Consider the following 20,297-nt stretch of genomic DNA (forward strand, 5'->3'; position numbering starts at 1 on the left):
ATTGAATCTCGTAGCATCAACCATCGCTTTGTCGACGATTTCTGACTATCTGCATGAGCGACGTCTCCAGTTTCTCTCACTCCGCAAGTAGCCAGTCATATCCAGACAAAGGGTAGTGATGTACGGCCGCATTCTGCATCGGGGACATAGCAAGCGCGGTGTAAATCAAATGCTTTGATTCGCAACCACCCGGAAAACTGTTTCGGTTGAACGTGTGTGTCCCCGAAACATGTAGAGAGTGCTGTGGCCCCACAGTCAATGAGCTGCATTGGTCGATGCAGCTCATTGGTGACTGCGTACTGCGACTAGGCAGCGGGTGATGGCGGTGCTGGCTTGATCTTGCCGGCAGTTGGAACTGGCGTTCCTGGAGGCAAACCGTTCTTCTTTGCCTCGAGTGCCTTCTGATAGAAATCGGCATCCGGTGTGACAAGCGTGCTGTCTGCGTCGGAACAACCGACGGTGATCGCCATCGATGAGAACAGTAGAGCAAGTGCAGTTAGCTTTTTCATTGTTTTACCTTGATTGTTTGATAGGTGAGAGTGATTGAAGTGTGATGCGAAATACGTAGATTGCACGAGCCTTCTAATCGCAAAGCCGCCTTCGTCCACATTGTTGATGCAAGCGAAGGCGGATTAGAAAAGACTCGTTTCACCTAGAGAGAATTAGAATTCCGAGTCCAGAACTTCTTTCTGTGCACGTGTACCGAGTGATCCCCACAGACCGTAGGGGCTAGGAGCACCAGGAGCCAATCGACCGGTCAAAACGTATTGGTCGTTGTGGTATCCGGGGCTGTTGGATGACTGATCACCAGCTTCGATCGAATCGGTGATGAAGCGAACAGCACCGTCGCCCATCACGACATGGCAACCGCCTGGGTGATGGCTACTTGGTGGCATATTGCCTGGCTGCAGCTTGCTCCACCAGCCGTTACAAGTTGGACTGTTTGGTGGGGCTTGTGTCAGCATTCCGGTATCAACTGCACCCATGTGTGCCCATGTGCAACCGCGTCCCCAGTTCGCAGCGAACCAAGCGCTTCCGCCCATCAAGTTTGGAGGTGCAGTTCCGCCATCGTTTCCGTTTGACCAGAAGCCAGGGCGTTCGGGACTGACATAACCGTCACAACCTTGCGGGTTGTCATAGGCGGTTGGGATGTCGTAAGCGGTCTGTCCCCGAACGTCACCGTCGAACAGCGAAGTGATGTGTTCGCCGAAAGCAATGGTGTTGGACAGTCCGTCAAGAACGTCACGGAAGCGAGTTTGAACACGGATCTTGAAGAAGCCACGGCCGGTGGCAGTACTCTGACGCGAAGTGTTGTTATCGGGGACAAAGCCGTCGCCCATATTGCCGTACAAAGCTAACCAGTTTGCAGAGTCGCCAAGGCACGCTGAGTAGTTACAACGTCCCATAGCTGGCAAGCCTTGCCCAGGATCGCTTGGGCAGCGAAGGGTGGCGATCTGAGTCATCCAAGGACGGTAGTGGTAACCGATCGCAGTCTCTTCGGGAGCTGGCCCCATCGCGGGCCAAGGTGGGTTGCGAGGCGTCGTCGTATCAGGGATCTGATAGGTCGATGGGTTGCTGATCTCGTCCCACAATCCTTGCTGTTCGAAGTAAGGAGTCATGGGGACAAAGCAGCTGAGCATCATCAGCGAGCTTCTGCTGGACGACCAAGTTTGCATACCGGCGTTGGGATCAGCAGCTCCGGTACCGTGCTTCGGGATTACGTTGAATGCCGAGTGGTAGTTGTGCATGGCCAGACCGAGTTGCTTCATGTTGTTGCTGCAACTCATTCTGCGGGCAGCCTCCCGTGCAGCCTGAACGGCTGGCAGCAGAAGGCCAACAAGTACGCCGATAATGGCGATAACGACGAGCAGTTCGACCAACGTAAATCCTGAATTACGTTTGCCGTAGTTTCCTTTGTTAGTGGGCATTACTTCGATTTCGAGTGTGCTAGAAGAAATAAATAAGGCGTGAACGCACGAATTGCACTCAATCGGTCGTCACGCTCTGGCCGGACCGCTATCGCAATACGCAGACCACTTTTTCGAACACACCCATCCCTACGAATACCGCACACATCGCCTGCCGGTAGCTATGGAAAATAGAATCCCATCGCGAACTTTAAGAGCGGATCTGCCTCCCACACTAAATGTCGCCATTATCCAATCATTTTTTTAAACTGGCTAAAGTCTCAGCCTGGAGGGTGATTCACCCCCTTGCGCGCCACTTTTGCATTGTCAAACAAAACGAGCGTTTACTTGCCTGCTTCTTATGCATCAGGCACTGATGAAGCGTTTGTGATCCTTGTTCACAAGGCTACGAACGATTGCATTCTTACCGTGTGCTGAATCCTGGATCGTGGTGTCTATCTCGCCTAAACGCCAAATGCGAATACGCGTTTGTTGAGCATCGTGATCTGCCAACATCTGTCGCCCACGAAACATTCCAGCAAATGCTATGTGCACGCGGATTTTGCGGTAATTTCCCCACAACACGACTTCATATTGGGGGCCCGGACCTAGTAAGACTAGAAGCGCTGGTTCACTAGCAACAAGCAAGATCTGGAGCCATGTGAAGGAGACTTCAATAAGTTCCTAGTACTAGCAAAAGCCCTTTAAAGATCGGCAGGACAAACCTTCTATCGAGTGACGTCACAACCACCAAAGGGCCGACAAAGAACGTGGCAGCCAAGTGCCCTGTGAAGTGACATCTTGCGGGGCTGATCCACAGAATCGATCATTGTTTTCGAAAAGCTGGGCGTTACAGGAAGGATCGGGTACTAGTTTGATCGCTCGTCATCGCTCGAAAACTTTGTTGCGATCAACTGGCCGTCTTTTAGTTGAAAGTGTATGTCCCCAAGGGTCTGAGCTTCACTTTGGTTGTGGGTCACATGCAAGATCGTGACGCTCTGTTTGAGCTCCCCTAGCAGCGACTGGATCTCGATCCGCGTGGCTTCGTCCAGTGCACTCAGCGGCTCGTCAAGCAGCAATACCGACGGATGGAATGATAGTGCTCTGCCGAGCGCCACTCGCTGTGATTCACCTCCGCTGAGGTTGGTGACCCCTCGTTTCATCAAATGGTCGAGCCCGAGCATTGCTGCCAATTCGTCAATGCGGTGCTGTGTCCCCGCCTTCGTCCAACCGCGAAGTTTCAACGCGAAGGATAGGTGCTCGGCGACGGTGTGAGTCGGAAACAGGGCTAAATCTTGGGGGACATAGCCCACATCGCGATCGCCTGGCAGCCAATCGCTTACGTCATTGCCATCGATCAACACCTTTCCGCAGGAGACTTTGCGAAGCCCACAGATCGTTTCCAGAATGGTCGTTTTGCCACGACCGGTTCTCCCCATCAACACCGCATAGGCTCCACGGGGCACAACCATATTGATTCGATGCAACTGGAATTCGCCTGCGACAATTGAGACATCTTGGAGCTCGATCACGCGTTCAGTCCCGTTCCGAGAATCCGCAAGATCAAGAGCACGACGATCGCCATCGCAACCATCAACAGTGATACCGCGACAGCCGAATCCAGCTCCCCCACACTGAGTTCTAGAAACACCGTGGTCGACAAAACCTCGGTCCTCATTCGTGTCGCCCCTGCGAAAACCAAAATCGGGCCGAATTCGCCAAGTGATCTCGCCCACGCGATCGTTGTCGCCGCGATCATCCCCCGCCGAGCTTGCGGTAAAGTGACTGTCAAAAATGCCTGCCCGCGAGTACAGCCGAGCGTTCTGGCGACGTCTTCGGTCCGCGGGTCGATCTGATCAAAGGTGACTCGCATGGTTCGCACAGCGAAAGCACAGGCAACAGAAAACTGTGCCAGCACAACCGCCGGCCAGCGGTAGGTCACGGGGAAACCTAGATCCCCCAAGAATGTTTCCAGTTGCCAATCACCGATCTTTTGATGAAACAAGATCAGCAGGCTAAGCCCCAGCACCAGCGGTGGCAAAACGATCGGGATGTCGACAATCGTATCGACCAGCCAGCGAAGCGGAAACCGATAGCGACTGAGCAGATACCCCAACGGTACGGCAACCCATAACGACAGGATTGCCGCAACCGAGCAACTGGTAATCGTCAGCTTCATTGCAGCGATGATTTCCGGCTTTGCCAAAGCCGCTCGGAAGTCGGCAACGGATGTGAATCGCAAATCGGCGATCAGCAGCAAGACAATCAGCAAGATAAACGTCGCCGAAATCCCACCCATCACAATGAAAAATGGCGCATCGCTACGTCGGCGTCTTCGGTCAGAGCGTCGCGATTGGCCGATCCGTTCATTCGTCTGCGATGCCGGCGTTGTCTGCACCGACTCTTGATCCAAGCTCATTGACCGGTCGGCTCCCAACGCCAACTGAAACCTTCTGATATGAACGCGTCTTGCGATTTTGCGCTACAAATCTGCTGGAATAGACGGCCGGCCAAATTGGGAAAAGGCGAATCCTTGGCGACAGCCCAAGGCTGCGTCGCGATACTGCACTCGATCCCTTCGATTCGAATCGCTTGTAAAAAATCGCCAGCGCCAGCGGCATTGCTAAGATAGGCCACTGCTGCGTCCAGTGAGCCTGCTTGAAGCTGATTGACAAGCATGTCCCCCGTCGGTGTTTGCACCGTCACATTGGGCATGATCTCTTCCTGGACACCACCTTCGCGGAACGTATTCTGCGTTATCCAGCCCATCGCACATTGTTTTTCGTGACCGATACCGACTCGCAAACCTTCGCGAGCCAAATCCTTCAAGCTTTGGATCCCCTTTGGGTTTCCCTTTTGAACCAAGATAACCAATTCATTGTTGCTGACAGTCACAGGTTCGGGAAACAAGTCGTGAACTTGATTCATGAATTCCAAATCACATGCGAAATAGGCATCCGGTTCCTGTCCGGCTTTCATCTGTGCGACCAAAATTCCGCATCCGTTGTAGACTCGATTGACTACAACGCCCTCACGAGTCTCAAACTCCTTGATCGTTTCCTCGATTGCGGGACGCAGCATCGAGCCGGCAAAAATCGAAAGCTCCGGCGTGTCGGCCCATTTATCACCGACGCCAACGCTAAAGCCAAACTCTTTGTACTGGCCGAGCCCACGATCACTTGCCGTTAAATAGCGGGCAAAGTGCAATCCCAAAGCCGGCTTATTGGATTGCTTGATGACTCCAATCGCGATATCCGAGGATGCTTCGGACAGTTCATCGAGCGTGATAAAGTCAACGTCCTCGAAGGTTCGCAACACGGCGTCATAGACGATTCCGGCGTCGGCCGCCCCGATCGCGATATCGCTGGCGACTTCGTTGACAGTCGCACGCATCGTGACTGCGGCACTTTCCAGAGCGTCCCATTGTTGCTGATCTTGCAAAACCCGCTTGGTGACTTTTCCAATCGCTGCTGTATCGGGGTTTGCCAAAACCAAACGGACATCACTTCGGCGAAGGTCGTTTATGCTCTGGATCGACTTTGGATTGCCTTTCGCGACGGCGACAACGGCGCGCATTTTTGCGACCGGAATCGTTTCCGCGATCAGCCCTTTGTCTTCGGCGATTTCGAGATAGCTGTCATCGGCAGGCAAAAACAAGTCACCCTTTTGCGCAACTTCGATCGACGAAAGCAACGTTTGCGAAGGTCCGTATTGAATCTCAATTCGCCCGCCACACTCTTCTTCGTAGCGCTCTTTGACGGCTTCCATCACAGCACGATTGCTGGCAGCGCAAAACAGCTGGATTGCTGCGCTGGACGGTGTGACGCCTGTGCTTTGACGCGGCGCATTCTCTCGCCCTGAATCGCTCATGGAGTAGATCAATCCGCCTAGGACCAGCACGGAAGCTAACATCCAGCCAATTGCTCGAACCATTTTTCGCTACCTGTTACCTTTTTCGTCCAGGTGGAATCGGAACCAAAGTTGGCTGCCGATTGGTCCCTTCGACATCGGACCGGTCTGGTGGACGATTTTCCACGCTACCGAACAATTCGCTATCCCATTGACAGTGAATTAACAAATCGAACCCTGGATTCTGTTCTTTCACTTGGCAGGAACAAGCGCCGGCAAGAAACTGTGTGAGTTCTTTGACCATCGTCGATGTGGTGTTTTCGGCAGACAAGACTTCGAGTGCGCGCCCGCGTCCGAAGACAGGAACCAACAGTGGTTGCCTGCCTTTGAAGGCCTCGGGTCGTATCCCGCCAAACAGTTCCACCAAAAAGCGTTCGCGGTCATCGTTGGGATCAATCTCGACGATGCTGAAACGAACCACCAACGGAACATCGGCATATAGTTCCGACCCTGGCAAGCCAATCCCTTCGGGCAACTGGACGTCGGATTCCAGCTGCGTGAACGTCGATTCGAGCATCGACCGAGCAGCTGCGTTCTTCGCTTCGTCGGAAGATTTGATCATCAGCCAAATGACGCTATGACCAGCGAGCAAACGCTTTTGCAATTCCTGACGAACCGGGGATCCGAGCAACTGCTCCACGTTCAGCTCGTCGAGCGGCTGATCAAAATGATTGATAAATCGTCCGTTGCCGACCTTGGTTCGGACAACCAAATACGGCAGCGACTTGGCTTTGCTTTCGACCTGCTTCCACAAGTTGCCGTAGGCATCGTCGATCGGCTTTGCCGTATCGACGACGGTGACTTTTACATTGATTGCTACATCGGGACCGTCAGCCATATCTGTAATCCGCCGCAGCCTTTGCTGAGCCGAATCTGGAAGCCCTTCGGCACTGAAGACGATCAATTCGATGCGATCAGGTTGCCATCGTTCCAACGCGTAGCGAAAGACAGGAATGTTGCAGGCATGTGCGATCGTCGGCATCACCAAAGCGATCGCGACGATCAGTGTGATGGTCCGCAGGGCTGGTACCGACTGCACGGGCACCAACTGCGGAAATCGACAACGCGGTTGCTGACGATCACGCATTATTGTGCCGCCTTGCCGAAGCAGATGACGCCACCATCAAGAGTCGTCAAATACAGCTTGCCATTTGCACCAGCCAGTCCGTCCCAAGTCGGCAACGATTCGATGGGCAGCTGGCTATCGATTTTCCCGGTGTCGATATTGACCGCTAAAAGCTTCGCCCCTTCGTCCCCCATCAAGATCTTGTCTTGTTCGGCGAGCAAGGCTTGGACTTCGGGATCACTCTCGCTGAGCTGTTTGAAGGTTTCCTCTTCGTTGATCGAATCTCGCGGCCCGACCACAAACAGCTTGTTTCCAGCCAACACCATGCCTCGAACATAGATCGGAACTTCCTTTGCCCATTTCGGATCAACCAAGCTATTGCTTTGGCGTGCATTGGCGTTCGCATTCTTGCCATTGTTTTTGGCGATCTTGAACTGAATCGCCTTGCCGAATTTGCCTTCGACAACCTTTCCGCCATCAACAGTTCCGCTGTTCCGGTGCAAACTGTGATCACGTGCGGTACCGTCGTCGAAACTGACTGCCAAGACTGCGTCGGGGGAAATTTCGTTTCCGGATTCGTACCGTCGCTTGATCTGTTCGGCTGTTGCGGCGATGAAATACAGACGAACTTCATCGATCACGCCACCGAATTGACTTGGCGATTCATAAGTCCCGACCGCTGACAGGCTATCGGCACCGACGTCCATCCCTTGCGCGGGATCGGTCGTCAGTAGCCCGGCGGCTTTCCCTTCTGAAACCAAGTCACCATCGACGTACAGCTTGACCGCACCGTCCGCTTCCAGAACTCCCACGAGGTGATGCCAGCCACCGACAATTCGTTTCGATCCCGTCACCGTGGTCAGCTTCTTATCCACTCGGACATGAAACTCTGGCAAGCCCGCTTTGAGTGACAAGGCAAAGCCTTCGGTCGGACCGCCACGTGCGATAACAACACCTTGTGGACGCAGCGATGTCATCCATGCTTCGACTGTGATTGGCTTGCCCTTCGGATTAAGGCTTTCTGTTTTAGGAAACGAAGCTGATGGCACAGAAGCCGGGCCTTGCCGACGTCCGAAGTCCTTGGGGATCTCAGGCGGGTTTTGCTCGGCCGCGAAAAGCTGATGCTCAAGCACCGTTGTCCAACGCAGATATTGTGGTTTGCGGCCGTAACCGTAAACGTAGCCGTTCCCTTTGACCAAGATTCTGCCAGATGGGGCGAATCGGCCGGCTTGGTAGTATCCGCCGTGTCCACCAGCAAAGCTCTGTCCCATAACCCAATAGGATCGGTGGAACCACGTATCGTCCAGGAACCCCATCGGTGCAAAGATGTGTGCGTCCTCACCACGTTGCTTGGAAGCTTGAGTGGCAAAGTCACCCGAATTCGGACCGATTTCGAGGCGATTACCGTCGAAGTCGAACTTCTGCGACTTCATATAAAGATGACGCCCATCAGTGGACAGGATGTCTGGCAAGCCAACCGGCATCTGCAAGATCTGAAGCTTTTCCTGGATATTGTTACCCGTATCCGGGTTGGTTTCGTCCAAGATCCGTTCGAATTGCTGTTGCCCGGATGCGAGATCAAGTTTGATCAATCGCAATCCACCATCGATAAAGATCGAACGCCCCGCAACGCAGTACACCGATCCGTCATGGATTAGAACGCTGCCGTGAACTGGCCACAGCGATTCAAGTTGCTCGTATGCCATCGCACGTCGATCAAGCGGTGCCGCTCGGTATCGCCACACCAATTGGCCCGATTCATCCAGACAATAAACACGACCGTCAGCACAGCCGAACACGACCCTTCCTTGCGCAACCGTTGGCGGCGAATCGATACGGGCACCTGCGGTAAATGACCATTCGGTCTGGCCGTTCTTTTCGTCGATCGCATGCAGCGTATGCTGGTCAATTTGAGCGATATAAACCTTGCCGCCTGATATCACTGGCGAGGTCAACCGTCCGCCCAAGTTCACACGCCATTGAATGTCCACGTCAGAATTGACCGGCCCCGTTGTCGTGCCACTGCGATTGGAATCATGGCGATAAGTCGGCCAATCATCCGACGAGGGATCACTTTCTGGTGCAAGTGCCGCACCGTAGGCAGGTCCTTTGACCAAGCGACCTTCTTCGGGAACCTCATCAGGAATCGGACGAGTGGGTGCGACAGGTGCCAGTGCATTGAAGCCATAAAGCTTGGCTTCGGGATAGCACGCACAGTTATGAGGTGGTGCATAGGTCAAACCGTTGCAAGGCAACACGCCATACAAGCATCCGCCGCGAACCCAGTGATGGATATCCCAATGTTCTTGGTCCGGATCGACGAATTCGATCCCCGTTCGCGAAGGCATCAAGAAGTTATCGGTCGCCTTGGCGATATAGCAACGGTGGTGAAACCAATAGGTGTCCACGTCGGGTGCGAATGACTTTTTGATTTCACCGGTTTTGGGATCGCGACCGGTGTAGACGCCCGAGTCACGTCCGCTGGTTAGCGGCGCGAGCCACACCAGGCCGTCAACAACCATCAAGTCCTGTGGTGATTGGTAACCACTGTTGGGAAATTCCGCATCCCAAAGCCGCTGGCCGCTTTTGGCATCCAAACTGACCATTTTTCCGTCGCCACCGGCGTACAAGACGACATCGTCGTGCAAGACCAAACGCGGACCAAAGTTAAACGTGAATGAATCACGTCGCGTCACCGGATCGCTGCTCCAAGCACTTTCGCCATCCTGCTGGTTCAGGCTAATGATGCGTTCGCCATCGTGGAAATAAACTTTGCCGTCGTTCGCCGATAGAGACAGTGGCGAAACGATCGACTTCTTTGACCACAACCGCTCACCCGTATTCGCATCAAAGGCCATCAAGACACGAGGCTCTTCATTCCAGAAAATGCTACGTGATCTTGCTTGGTCACCGACCGTTCCAAACAACGGCGCGTAGTTTTGCAGTTCTGCTTCACCTTTGCGGACGACCAAGAACAAACGATCGCCTGTCGAGATAATTTCTTCGGTCGCATCGCTGTCGGCGTATTCTTGAATGACATCGCCCGTTTCGGCGTCCAGTGCGACCAACGGTGCGTTGTATCCCAAGGTCGCATAGACGCGATCTTCGGTGCAAACTAATCGACGCGCCAGTTGGCTCGGTCCGCTCTTCAAGGGCCAAAGATGGGATTGCCAAGAACTGATGTCTTTCTTCCAAAGCACGGTCCCGTTGAACGCGTCGCGTGCGATCAATTTCCATTTCGATGGCAACTGAATCGAGATGCGGCTGCCTTCGTCCATGATGTAAAACATGCGACCGCCAGCGGAAACCAACGCACTCATGCTGGCCATACGGTCGTGGTGCCGTGACCAACGCGGGCTGCCAACCCACTGCAAGTGCCGCGGAGGTGCGACAACGTCATCGTGCGCGACCGAGTTGCCGGTCGGGTCATGCAGGTAGTGAGTCCATTCGTCGATGTTGTCGGGACGGGCTTTTGTGTGTCGTTCCCAACCGTCGCCCTTCTTTACGAGCGCCACACCGTTGGGAACCAACACGCGCATGATCTCTTCCAGCGAAGCAAGATCCTGCGAATCGGCGATCAAGAGATTGACCATGTTGTCAACGTACGGCAACTGATCGCCGGGAAGTTGATCGACCGCGACATCGCCGTATCCTCCGCCAGCGCGAATCTGCTTGCGAAGTTGCCCCACCGCTTTCTCGCCATCGAGCAAGACCTGAACTTGGACAGACTCACTGCTACCAAGGGCTTTGGCAAGTTCTGCGTCCTGGCAACCGAGGTACACAAAGAAGCCTGCTCGCACATCGGCTTGCTTGATCAGATCTTGAGCATCCGAAACGGGATCGGCCCAAGCGGATCCTAGACATGTCGAAACCAAAACCACGAGGCCCAACAAAGGGCGGTTCAACCAGGCAGGTCGCATCGAATGACTCCGGGCGGGGGGAGGTAGATTGGCCTCCATTGTAGCCCAGTCAAGGTGCGAAGGTGTTGCGTCAACCTAGCCCTTTGGCGCTCAAGTCACATAAATCGGCTCCATACCGAAACAGGATCGAGCGTCGATCGTCAGCGTCACCTTGCAGTCGTCAAAGACACGAAATCGATATGGGTTTATGACTCTCAAACGAGCCAATCGACATTTCTTTGGCAGTATCGCGACAGCCTAGTTCTCGTTCACCCGTTGAACAGTCAATTCGATTGCGGTGATCAAGGCGCGCGCTTTGTTCATCGTTTCATCGTATTCCGCGTCGGGATCACTATCGGCCACGACACCACAACCGGCCTGTACATAGACGGTTCCGTCTTTGATGACCATCGTCCGCAGCGCGATGCAGGTATCCATGTTGCCTCGATAATCAACCCAGCCGACGGCACCGGCGTAGGGACCACGACGATGAGGCTCGATTTGATCGATCACTTCCATCGCCCTCACCTTGGGGGCACCGGAAACGGTTCCCGCTGGCAAGGCGGCCTTGAGTGCGTCAAATGCGTCCAGTCCTTCGCGAAGCTTTCCTTGGACTTCGCTGCTGATGTGCATCACATGGCTGTAACGTTCGACAACCATGATTTCTGTCAGCTCGATCGAGCCGAACTGGGCGACACGACCGACATCGTTTCGCCCCAAGTCGACCAACATTACGTGTTCGGCACGTTCCTTCGGGTCCGCTAGCAATTCTTGCTCAAGTGCCTTGTCTTCTTTTTCCGTTTGGCCACGTTTTCGAGTCCCGGCGAGAGGCCGAACCGTCACCACGGAATCTTCCACACGGCACATGATCTCGGGAGAACAGCCGACGAGAACACAATCGCCTGTCCGCAGATAAAACATGAACGGGCTGGGATTGACCACCCGCAATGAACGATAGATTTCGAGCGGGTCGACATCGGTTTTCACCGACAAGCGTTGGCTAGGTACGACCTGGAAGATATCGCCGGCACGGATGTATTCGACACATTGCCGAACGGCGTCGCCAAAGGTTTCCCGTGTAAAGTTGGAGGTAATCTCCATCGGGTTTTCTTTGGACGCCTGTCTCCAGATCCCTTCGTCCCACGCGGCTGGCTTGAATTGGTCGCCGCCGGTCCCCATCAAACGGTCAATGGTTTGATCGACTTGATTTGATGCAGCTTGATAGGTCTGATCGGCGGAGTCTTCGCTATCGATGTCGCGGCAGTCCGCCAACGTGACGACCGTGATGGTCTTGTCGACGTGATCGAAGACGCACACGGTGTGGTAAAAGGCAAAGTCCAGATCTGGAATGCCACGATCGTCTTCCGGGGCATTGGGCAGGTTTTCGACGTAGCGAACGACGTCATACCCGGCGTACCCGATCGCACCGCCGACAAACGGTGGCAACTCGTCTAGCTGAGCAACGGTTTTGTCGAGGTATTTTCGAAAAGCGTTCAGCGGATCCGGGTCATCGAATTCTTGGACAACTTTGCCGAGCTGCAAATCGGTGACTTGAACGGTTTGGCGAGTCGCGGCGAATCGCAAGATCGGATCGACCGCCAAGAAGCTATAGCGACCGACTTTTTCACCACCGATGACACTTTCGAACAAGCAAGCGCCGCCGCCTTGCTGATTCTCCGAAGACGAATCGAGCCGGCGAAATGCGGTCACCGGTGTCAAAGCGTCACTCAACAAGCGACGATAAACCGGCACAAAATCGTACTCACGTGCCAGTGCAGCAAACGCGTTGGGGGTAGGGTGATGCATTGACAGTTAAAAACAGTAACGTGACGACGATTGAAGGAGAGACGAGGGTGCGGCCCATTGGGCTAGCCATCGGCTCAGCCGCACCCGTTTGTCGAGGTTTTCAGTTAAATCCAGCTGACGCGGAAGCAGCCATTCTTTTCTCGATCAGCAGTCTTTTCCACGCATCGGACGAATGTTGCGACGTTTTGACCGCGACGGGCACCTAGTTTCGTCACCGAAACGGTCGCCGTGTAGGGGGCTGACGTGCGGAAGACGTCCCACCCGGCGAAAAGGTTCGTTGCCTTTGCGGGTGTGGCTTTCAATTCCCTTTTCAATTCCCAGGAATCCCACCGACAGGGCTGATGTTGCGGCACATCTTACCCCGACAACTGGTACTGGGTTGGTTTTGAATTAGGCGAGCGATAGAATCGAACTTGTGCGGAAATCATTTCGCAGTGGGTCTCGTTCCCCCGCTGCCCTTTTCTATCAAAGACACGACCAACGCTCGATCGACCGTGGAACACACATGCTCGATCGAACTTGCCGTCCGAAGAAGTCGTCTGGGTTGAAGAGCTTGAACCGCGATACGCACCAGTCATAGCCTGGCCGATGGCTACGCTGAACCTGGCAAACGTTGCAACAGAACCGGTAGCAAACCATGAAGTGCCAATTTTGTGAAAAGCCGGCGACCTTTCACATCACCGAGCTAACCGAACCGACTGGCCCACAGGTGATGCACCTTTGCGAAGAGCACGCCAAGGGTTTCTTACACAAAGGCGCCAGCTCACCAATGGCGGCCATCACGACGGCACTTGCCAAACAGCTCGGTCAATTGGGTCAAAGTAGCGATGACCTCGAAGAGCTGGACCAGAAGAAGTGCCCTGTGTGTGGAATCACTTTTCGCGAGTTCCGAAACAGCGGCCGACTCGGTTGCCCGTATGATTACACGCACTTTGAAGCCGACTTGCGCCCGTTGCTGGTCAACGTTCATGACCGAACCGAACACGTCGGAAAAAGCCCCAACCGCTCGACCAATACGGCGGACTCGCTAGCACGTATGATTAAGTTGCGAAGCGAGATGGATCAAGCGATCAAGCAAGAAGACTACGAACGTGCTTCGGAGATTCGTGACGAGCTGAAGTCGATGGCGACCCCGGCAACGCCACCTGAATCCGAAACACCACCTTCCCCAGAAACGGATGACGAATCGTGAAACGCGATGCTGATTTTGAACAGCTTGCACGCTACACCGGTGAATGGATGCGAGGCGAAGGCCCGGAATCCGACATCGTGATCAGCACTCGCGTTCGCCTTGCCCGCAACCTTGCTGACTTTCCTTTCATCCGCCGCTGCAGCGAAGATGATCGATTAAGTATCGAACGAAGCGTTCGGGCACGCATGGAAACGATCGCGGACCAACTCTGGGAATCCGCGCAATACGTGGACCTGGAACCGCTATCGGAAATCGATCGTCAATTGCTGGTCGAACGGCAATTGATCAGTCGCGAAATTGCCGAATCGGACGGGTCGCGCGCGGTCGCCTTCGATGCCAGCGAAGGCTATAGCGTGATGATCAATGAAGAAGATCACCTGCGAATCCAAGTCATGCGCAGTGGCTTGGACATGGAAAACACTTGGCAAAAAGTCAATCGTATCGACAACATGCTCGAAGAGGTCATGCTGTATGCGTTTCACCCACGCTATGGCTACCTAACGGCATGCCCCACCAACGTCGGAACGGGATTGCGTGTCAGCGTGATGCTGCACCTTCCGGCATTGGTGATCACCGAACAGATGGATCGCGTGTTCCGCAGCATGCAGCGAATCAACGTGACCGTGCGTGGTCTGTATGGTGAAGGTTCGCAGTACACCGGCGATTTCTATCAAGTCAGCAACCAAGTCACCTTGGGCTACACCGAATCAGAACTTCTAGACTTGGTCGGCAAAGAAGTCGCACCACGTATCATTGAATACGAACGCAAAGCACGCGAAGCGCTCTTAAAGAACAATCGCGACGACTTGCATGACGAAGTCAGTCGCGCGATGGGCATCCTAAGCACTGCCAGAAAGATCAGTAGCGAAGAAACGATGCACCACCTTTCTAAAATCCGACTGGGCATCAGCATGGGACTGATCGAAAAGCCGGACGTGAAGATCATCAACCAACTGTTCTTGCAGTCACAATCGGCCCACTTACAAAAGCTTCAAGGAAGAATCCTTGGCACGGCAGAACGCCACGCCAGGCGAGCCAGCTTTTTGCAACAACATCTGTCGGGTAAAGACGACGCGACGTGGAACTAAGAAACCGTCCACTTTGGTGCATAAGCACCGCGATCGAACGCGAAACGACGCCAGCGAAATTCACTGGCGCCGTGATTGATTGACAAAGCGTGCTTGTGTGAGACTCACAGTCAGACGGGCTAACCTGATCTAAAGTCTGACTCGATCTAAAACGCGGCTTGCTTCCGAGCGGACTAGTGAGAGTGCTCGAAGTCAGGCTCTTTGCCTTCGTAGGCACGGTAGAAATCAAAGATCGCTTTTTCCAAAGCTTGGGCGGTTGCCGGATCGGCTGATTGCTTGCATTTCATTGCCGCAACCATGACCGCGTGGGCGCTGGTCAGTTTTTTGGTGTAGTTGTCACCATCGGCTTTGATGCGCTGCGCCATGAAGTATGCGGCGATCGTGTTTTGAATCTTGGTCGCGTGATCTTCTTTGGTCGCAACCCAACGAGCCGCTTGGTTGATCGCTTGTCCTTTACCAAGTTCACCATCGGCGATCTTGTTGATTTCCAATTGTGCTTTGGAAATGGTGTGCTCATCTTCCAACATTTGCTCAAATCGCATCTGATCACCGTAGATTCCGCAGGGAACCTGGCAGTGAGCCATTGCGATCGACGCGGTGAACATAAAAGCCAACGATGCGGTCAAAAATCTAGTCATGTTCTGTTTCTTGGTGGTGTGGTAGTAGTCTGATGCGTGGGGGGCGGGGCGAGGCCCGCATCCGACGCGACGGTGAAAGATTATAGCTGATGGGAAGTCGTCTCGCCGAAGTTGAGCCACTACAATGCCTCGTCAAACGAAATGAAGTTTCCTTCGCATCACAATTCTCTATCAATCGCGGCGACTTGGATCACGACAACGACGTAAACGATTTTTTTGAACACGGGATTTTTCGAGTCCTCGCGACAGCTCCCCACGTCGCCGTCGGACATCCCCAAAAGAATGCCGCCGCAATCGCATCCGCCCTCGAATCGGCCAATGCAGATTTGATCGTTTTCCCGGAACTCGCCACCACCGGCTACACCTGCGGTGACCTTTTTGGCTGTAAATGGCTGCTCGATGCGGCCGAAGAACAGCTCATTCGACTTGCCGAACGATCTGCGAAATCATCAGCAGTGATTGTCCTGGGAACCCCATTGCGCGTCGGTGGGTCGCTGATGAATGTTGCGGCGGTGCTTCACCAAGGCAACATCGCCGGGGTGGTCCCTAAGACTTTCCTGCCGACTTATCGCGAATTCTATGAAGGCAGACACTTTCGCGCTTCCGGCGCTGGTGACCCAAAAGAAATAACACTGGCCGGTCAGACAGTTCCTTTCGGCAGTGACTTGCTATTCCAAATTGGCGAAGCGGTCATCGGCATCGAGATCTGCGAAGACCTTTGGACACCGCTACCGCCGAGCGGATTTCAGGCCGTCGCCGGTGCCAACGTGCTGGTCAACTTGTCGGCGTCCAACGAAACGATCGGCAAAGCATCATGGCGACGTGAACTGGTCCGTTCGCAATCCGGACGCTGCATCGCTGGGTACGTGTATGCATCGGCTGGCCCCGGAGAATCGACATCCGACTTGGTTTTCGGTGGCCATTGCTTGATTGCCGAAAACGGCGGACTCGTTGGCGAATCGAGACGTATCGGTGATGGGCAATCGCCAAGTTATGTTGCAGAGACCAGCGTCTGTTGTGACTTGGACCTACAACGTCTTGCTCATGATCGACGAGTGGTCGGTTCGTTCGACGATGCCATCGATCGGCAAACACAGTCGTTTCGCCGTGTTGAATTGCAAACGGCCCAACCGATCAAGCCTGCGCCGGAACAACTGCTCCGTCATGTCGATGCACACCCATTCGTTCCTAGCCAAGCTGACGAGCTTGCCGAACGATGCGCAGAGATCTTTGCAGTGCAGTCCGCCGGACTGGTCAAACGACTTCAATGCCTCCCCAAATCGACGCCGCTTGCGATCGGCATCTCTGGTGGGTTGGACAGCACGCTGGCACTTTTGGTTGCGTTGCAAGCAGTCAAAGCGGCTGACTGGCCGGTCGAAAGTATCATCGGGCTGACCATGCCTGGGTTTGGCACCACCACGCATACCAAAACCAGCGCCGATCGATTGATCCAGCAGACCGGGATCACGGAAGAATGCATCGACATTCGGCAGCTTTGCTTGGACACGTTCCATTCGCTCGATCACTCGCCGCTAGGGATTGAGATTGATCAACAAACGACGGTGAAATCCCTACAGGAACGACTTAACCAACTGCCAGACGATGCGGCTGATCTGACATTCGAAAATGTACAGGCTCGGATTCGCACGATGCTGCTGATGAACCGTGGCTTTGTTCTTGGGACGGGTGATATGAGCGAACAGGCGCTCGGCTGGTCAACCTACAACGCCGATCACATGTCGATGTACAACGTCAACACATCGATTCCGAAGACGCTGGTGCGTTTCCTCGTTCGCTTTGCGGCGGACCATCACTTCGACGGTGAAACAACGAAGCTGCTTCATCGAATTGCGGACACGCCAATCTCACCCGAATTGCTTCCGCCTAGCGCTGACGGATCGATCCGTCAAAACACAGAGGCCTCGATCGGGGCTTACGAACTACACGATTTCTTTTTGTATCAATTCGTTCGCAACGGATTCGACCGAAAGAAGATCTTGTATCTCGCTCAGCACGCTTCATTCGATTCGAAATACGACATCGAAACAATCGCCAAAACGTTAGAACAGTTCGCGACGCGATTCTTTCGCAATCAATTCAAACGCAATTGCGTTCCCGATGGTCCCAAAGTCGGTTCGGTGAGCTTGTCACCACGTGGCGATTGGCGGATGCCCAGCGATGCCGAACACGGATCGTTTTGAAGCGCACTCAATTTGATGATCTGAAAGTGGAGCGTTTGCGAAACCGTCCCGTCAAGCTGTAACGATTAATCCGCCTTCCTATTCTGTCCCGAATCGATTGCTCGTTCCATTCTGGTCGATTGCGTCTATTAGTTGCCTGTCCGTTTCCGTATTTGGCAGTCTGCGATCGATTGGCATTCTGAGCCGGTGCTCCCACTGACGAATCCATGATTGCACCAAAGATTCATTTTTGAATTTGATTCGTGTGGTCACGCAAGGAAGCGTTATGTCACCCCAGAAAAAACATTGGCTGTCAGCCCGACTCGCTTTGGCGACGGCTATCTGCCTGGCAAGTTCAGCAACAAGCGATGCGGGCGAGCCAACGTCGGGTGATGAGCTACGTTCCTTGCTGTCGCCCGCTCCCGCGACACCGGTCTTGCTGGACCCTCAATCAAAACACGAGTCAGTCGGAATCACGCGTTTGAATCGTTTTGTTGATCTTCATCAGTACGATCAAGAACCTGCGATCCGAGTCAACCCACCCCCACACCACTCGACTCCGGCGTTCACGATCACACAGCGTCACGAACCGGTTCACGGTCAGTCGACGGAGCACGCTGCTGAGCAATCGCGGGAACAACGCTTTCAGCAAAGCAACAGCGCCTCGCTAATCGAAACAGACGCTTCGGAAGTCAAAGGCAAAGTGCGACAGAATCCTCTGGTCGTCACCCTGCCACCACGACTCCAGCATATTCACGTGGCATCATCACAGCATCCGCTTTCTGGCGCGTTGGTGATGCATGAATCTGCATCGCTCGATCCGCCCTCGCATGATGACGTCGTAGACTCCTGGGCCGTCTCGATGGTCGATCCGTCTAGTCAACCGATGCCTATCAATGGCGGCACTGGGATGTTGGCAATGGATCAAATCGGTAGCCACCTGCCCGACTCGAGTCAATCGCTGGACACCGCGCCATCGCACTTGCCCACCACGATCGCACCATCCCAAGACCACTTGAACGCCGCGATCGCTCAGATCACGGAATCTGACAACACAGAAGAGCTGACGATCGATTTCGCCGAAGCTATCCGGGCAGAATCATTGCCGCTGCTTCCCTCGCCTACTGCGGACGCAGTCGCTCAGTCCAGCCCAACTGTTTCAGCTTCGCAAGATCGCACCGAGACCGCGACACAACCAGAGCTGGAATCTGTTGTCGTAACGCACGTCGACATTCAGCCATCGCCAAAGACAGCCACGGTTGATCGGCCACTGAACGACCAGCTGTTTGCAGAAGCATCAAAGCAATTTGGCTTGGACGCGAGCACCGATGACTTTCCGTGCGAGTTTGTTCTTCAGGAATGCCCAGATGAAGATGGCTTAAGTAAAGCCGGTGCTGATCAACAGACGTTGGCGATGGTGGAGTCCGACAACATTGCTTCACCAGAAATCCAAACACGACTGCAACCGGGAATGGATTCTCAGCAGCCAGGCGATGAAACATCCGCACCGACGCTCGTCCAGCGGTTCTCCAGCTGGACGAAACGTTTGGGTTCCGAATCGACTCCCACCAAACCCGTTTCGACTAGCCGACGATCCGGTGGGATTCTAAACGTGTGGAAGCATCGCACTGAAAACTAGCCGGCCAAACTGACCAGCCCAGTGAATCCCGCCAGGTAAGTATCTCGTCGGTGGATATTAACGGCGAGCGGTGCGTGGCACATCCTCAAGAAGTTCTTCGCTCATTCGAGCACGGTATTCCATCAAGCTATTGGCACCCTGGAACCCGACAACGGTTTCGTCCCAGTTCAGCTCTTTGCTGATCATATGACCGGCATCGATATCGAACTTGATCGATCCGTTGCTCAACTGCTGAACCACTTGAGCTCGTACGGACTCTTCTTTGATCGGTGTCAGCGGTTCACTGCGGATCGAAAGGGTGGCGACTCCTGACTTCACTTTTTCCAAAGTGTAAAGCTCACGGATTTTGATCGGCTTGACCAAACCGTCGTCGGTCCGGGTCTTGATCTCGCGAGGAATTGACCAAGAGTCCCCGATAGCGATTGGCTCTTCGGGCAATGCCAAGGTTAGCGAGCCCATTCCGAGTGAGGCTTTGCTTCCGCCATGGTCTTCACGTGCGGTTTCTTGCCCTCGAGCGTTAACCGAAATCGTGGCGAGCTTCTTGCCGATCTGTTCAGCGACTTTCGAAAACTGCACTGGTGGCTCGTCACCCGAAGTGCTTGACCAACGAATCTCGTCTTGCTCGCCTTGCTGCTGAGTCATCTCGACGGAATCGACGATGTGATCAAAGGTCATGTCTTTCTCGTCGACCTCAGTCACGTCCCAGTAACGGCGGCTAACGGTATGAACTTGAGAAACCTCTTCCTGACCCTGGAACCGAGTTTTCGTTTTGGCGACGTGGGTCACTTCGTAATTTAAACGCTGTCCGCTCGTGAGCGAATAACGCAGCGTGTACTTTTCCGCTTCATCCTCCGCGAACGTTAGCGAGGTTTGAATTGCGACGATGGTCAGAAGAGCGAGAATTCGGGCCACGGTTGCAGGTCTCCATACGAATGGCGGGTGGGTACACCAATGGCATCATGCCAACGATAGG

Annotated in this window: 14 protein-coding genes; 4 read left to right on the forward strand and 10 right to left on the reverse strand. The window is 54.1% G+C overall.

The window, feature by feature from the left end; all coding sequences use genetic code 11:
- Positions 1-305 precede the first annotated feature (305 nt).
- From LOC67_RS08085 to trpE, 8 genes are all read right to left on the reverse strand, one after another.
- Positions 306-509, reverse strand: a complete 204-nt coding sequence (locus LOC67_RS08085; RefSeq protein ID WP_230262047.1) for a hypothetical protein — start codon at positions 507-509, stop codon at positions 306-308.
- Positions 510-662: 153 nt separating this feature from the next.
- Entirely contained in the window at positions 663-1,928 is a 1,266-nt protein-coding gene (locus LOC67_RS08090) for a DUF1559 domain-containing protein (protein WP_230262049.1), read from the reverse strand.
- A gap of 848 nt (positions 1,929-2,776) precedes the next feature.
- Positions 2,777-3,439, reverse strand: a complete 663-nt coding sequence (locus tag LOC67_RS08095; RefSeq protein WP_230262050.1) for an ABC transporter ATP-binding protein — start codon at positions 3,437-3,439, stop codon at positions 2,777-2,779.
- The gene (locus tag LOC67_RS08100) at positions 3,436-4,326 is read right to left on the reverse strand and encodes an ABC transporter permease (protein WP_230262052.1); all 891 of its coding nucleotides are present in this window, start codon (positions 4,324-4,326) and stop codon (positions 3,436-3,438) included. Before LOC67_RS08100 ends, LOC67_RS08095 begins: the two co-directional genes overlap by 4 nt.
- Positions 4,323-5,819: a molybdate ABC transporter substrate-binding protein gene (gene modA, locus LOC67_RS08105; protein ID WP_230262054.1), complete on the reverse strand. Its 1,497-nt coding sequence runs from the start codon at positions 5,817-5,819 to the stop codon at positions 4,323-4,325. Before modA ends, LOC67_RS08100 begins: the two co-directional genes overlap by 4 nt.
- Before the next feature lie 34 nt (positions 5,820-5,853).
- Positions 5,854-6,903: a hypothetical protein gene (locus LOC67_RS08110; protein ID WP_230262056.1), complete on the reverse strand. Its 1,050-nt coding sequence runs from the start codon at positions 6,901-6,903 to the stop codon at positions 5,854-5,856.
- Positions 6,903-10,802, reverse strand: a complete 3,900-nt coding sequence (locus LOC67_RS08115) for a PQQ-binding-like beta-propeller repeat protein (RefSeq protein ID WP_230262058.1) — start codon at positions 10,800-10,802, stop codon at positions 6,903-6,905. The genes LOC67_RS08110 and LOC67_RS08115 overlap by 1 nt, the downstream gene beginning before the upstream one ends.
- Before the next feature lie 237 nt (positions 10,803-11,039).
- On the reverse strand, positions 11,040-12,587 hold the full coding sequence (gene trpE / locus LOC67_RS08120; protein WP_230262060.1) for an anthranilate synthase component I: 1,548 nt from the start codon (positions 12,585-12,587) through the stop codon (positions 11,040-11,042).
- 637 nt (positions 12,588-13,224) lie between these two features.
- On the opposite strand from trpE, the gene LOC67_RS08125 reads away from it, so the two are divergent.
- Positions 13,225-13,779 carry a UvrB/UvrC motif-containing protein gene (locus LOC67_RS08125; protein ID WP_230262062.1) on the forward strand — a complete coding sequence of 185 codons (555 nt, stop codon included), beginning with the start codon at positions 13,225-13,227 and terminating at the stop codon, positions 13,777-13,779.
- Positions 13,776-14,867: a protein arginine kinase gene (locus tag LOC67_RS08130; protein WP_230262064.1), complete on the forward strand. Its 1,092-nt coding sequence runs from the start codon at positions 13,776-13,778 to the stop codon at positions 14,865-14,867. The genes LOC67_RS08125 and LOC67_RS08130 overlap by 4 nt, the downstream gene beginning before the upstream one ends.
- 173 nt (positions 14,868-15,040) lie before the next feature.
- Here LOC67_RS08130 and LOC67_RS08135 read toward each other — a convergent pair whose 3' ends face one another.
- Positions 15,041-15,505, reverse strand: coding sequence for a superoxide dismutase, Ni (locus tag LOC67_RS08135; RefSeq protein ID WP_230262066.1), 465 nt, complete (start codon positions 15,503-15,505; stop codon positions 15,041-15,043).
- 89 nt (positions 15,506-15,594) lie between these two features.
- Here LOC67_RS08135 and LOC67_RS08140 point away from each other — a divergent pair, with 89 nt between their 5' ends.
- Entirely contained in the window at positions 15,595-17,706 is a 2,112-nt protein-coding gene (locus LOC67_RS08140) for an NAD(+) synthase (protein WP_230262068.1), read from the forward strand.
- Between the two features lie 265 nt (positions 17,707-17,971).
- Complete coding sequence (locus LOC67_RS08145) at positions 17,972-19,324, forward strand: hypothetical protein (RefSeq protein ID WP_230262070.1); 1,353 nt, start codon at positions 17,972-17,974, stop codon at positions 19,322-19,324.
- Between the two features lie 57 nt (positions 19,325-19,381).
- On the opposite strand, the gene LOC67_RS08150 is transcribed toward LOC67_RS08145, so the two are convergent.
- Positions 19,382-20,236 (reverse strand): hypothetical protein, encoded by an 855-nt coding sequence (locus LOC67_RS08150; RefSeq protein ID WP_230262072.1) that lies wholly within the window; start codon positions 20,234-20,236, stop codon positions 19,382-19,384.
- Positions 20,237-20,297: the final 61 nt, after the last annotated feature.

The organism is Stieleria sp. JC731, from assembly GCF_020966635.1.
In the GTDB taxonomy this organism is placed as follows: domain Bacteria; phylum Planctomycetota; class Planctomycetia; order Pirellulales; family Pirellulaceae; genus Stieleria.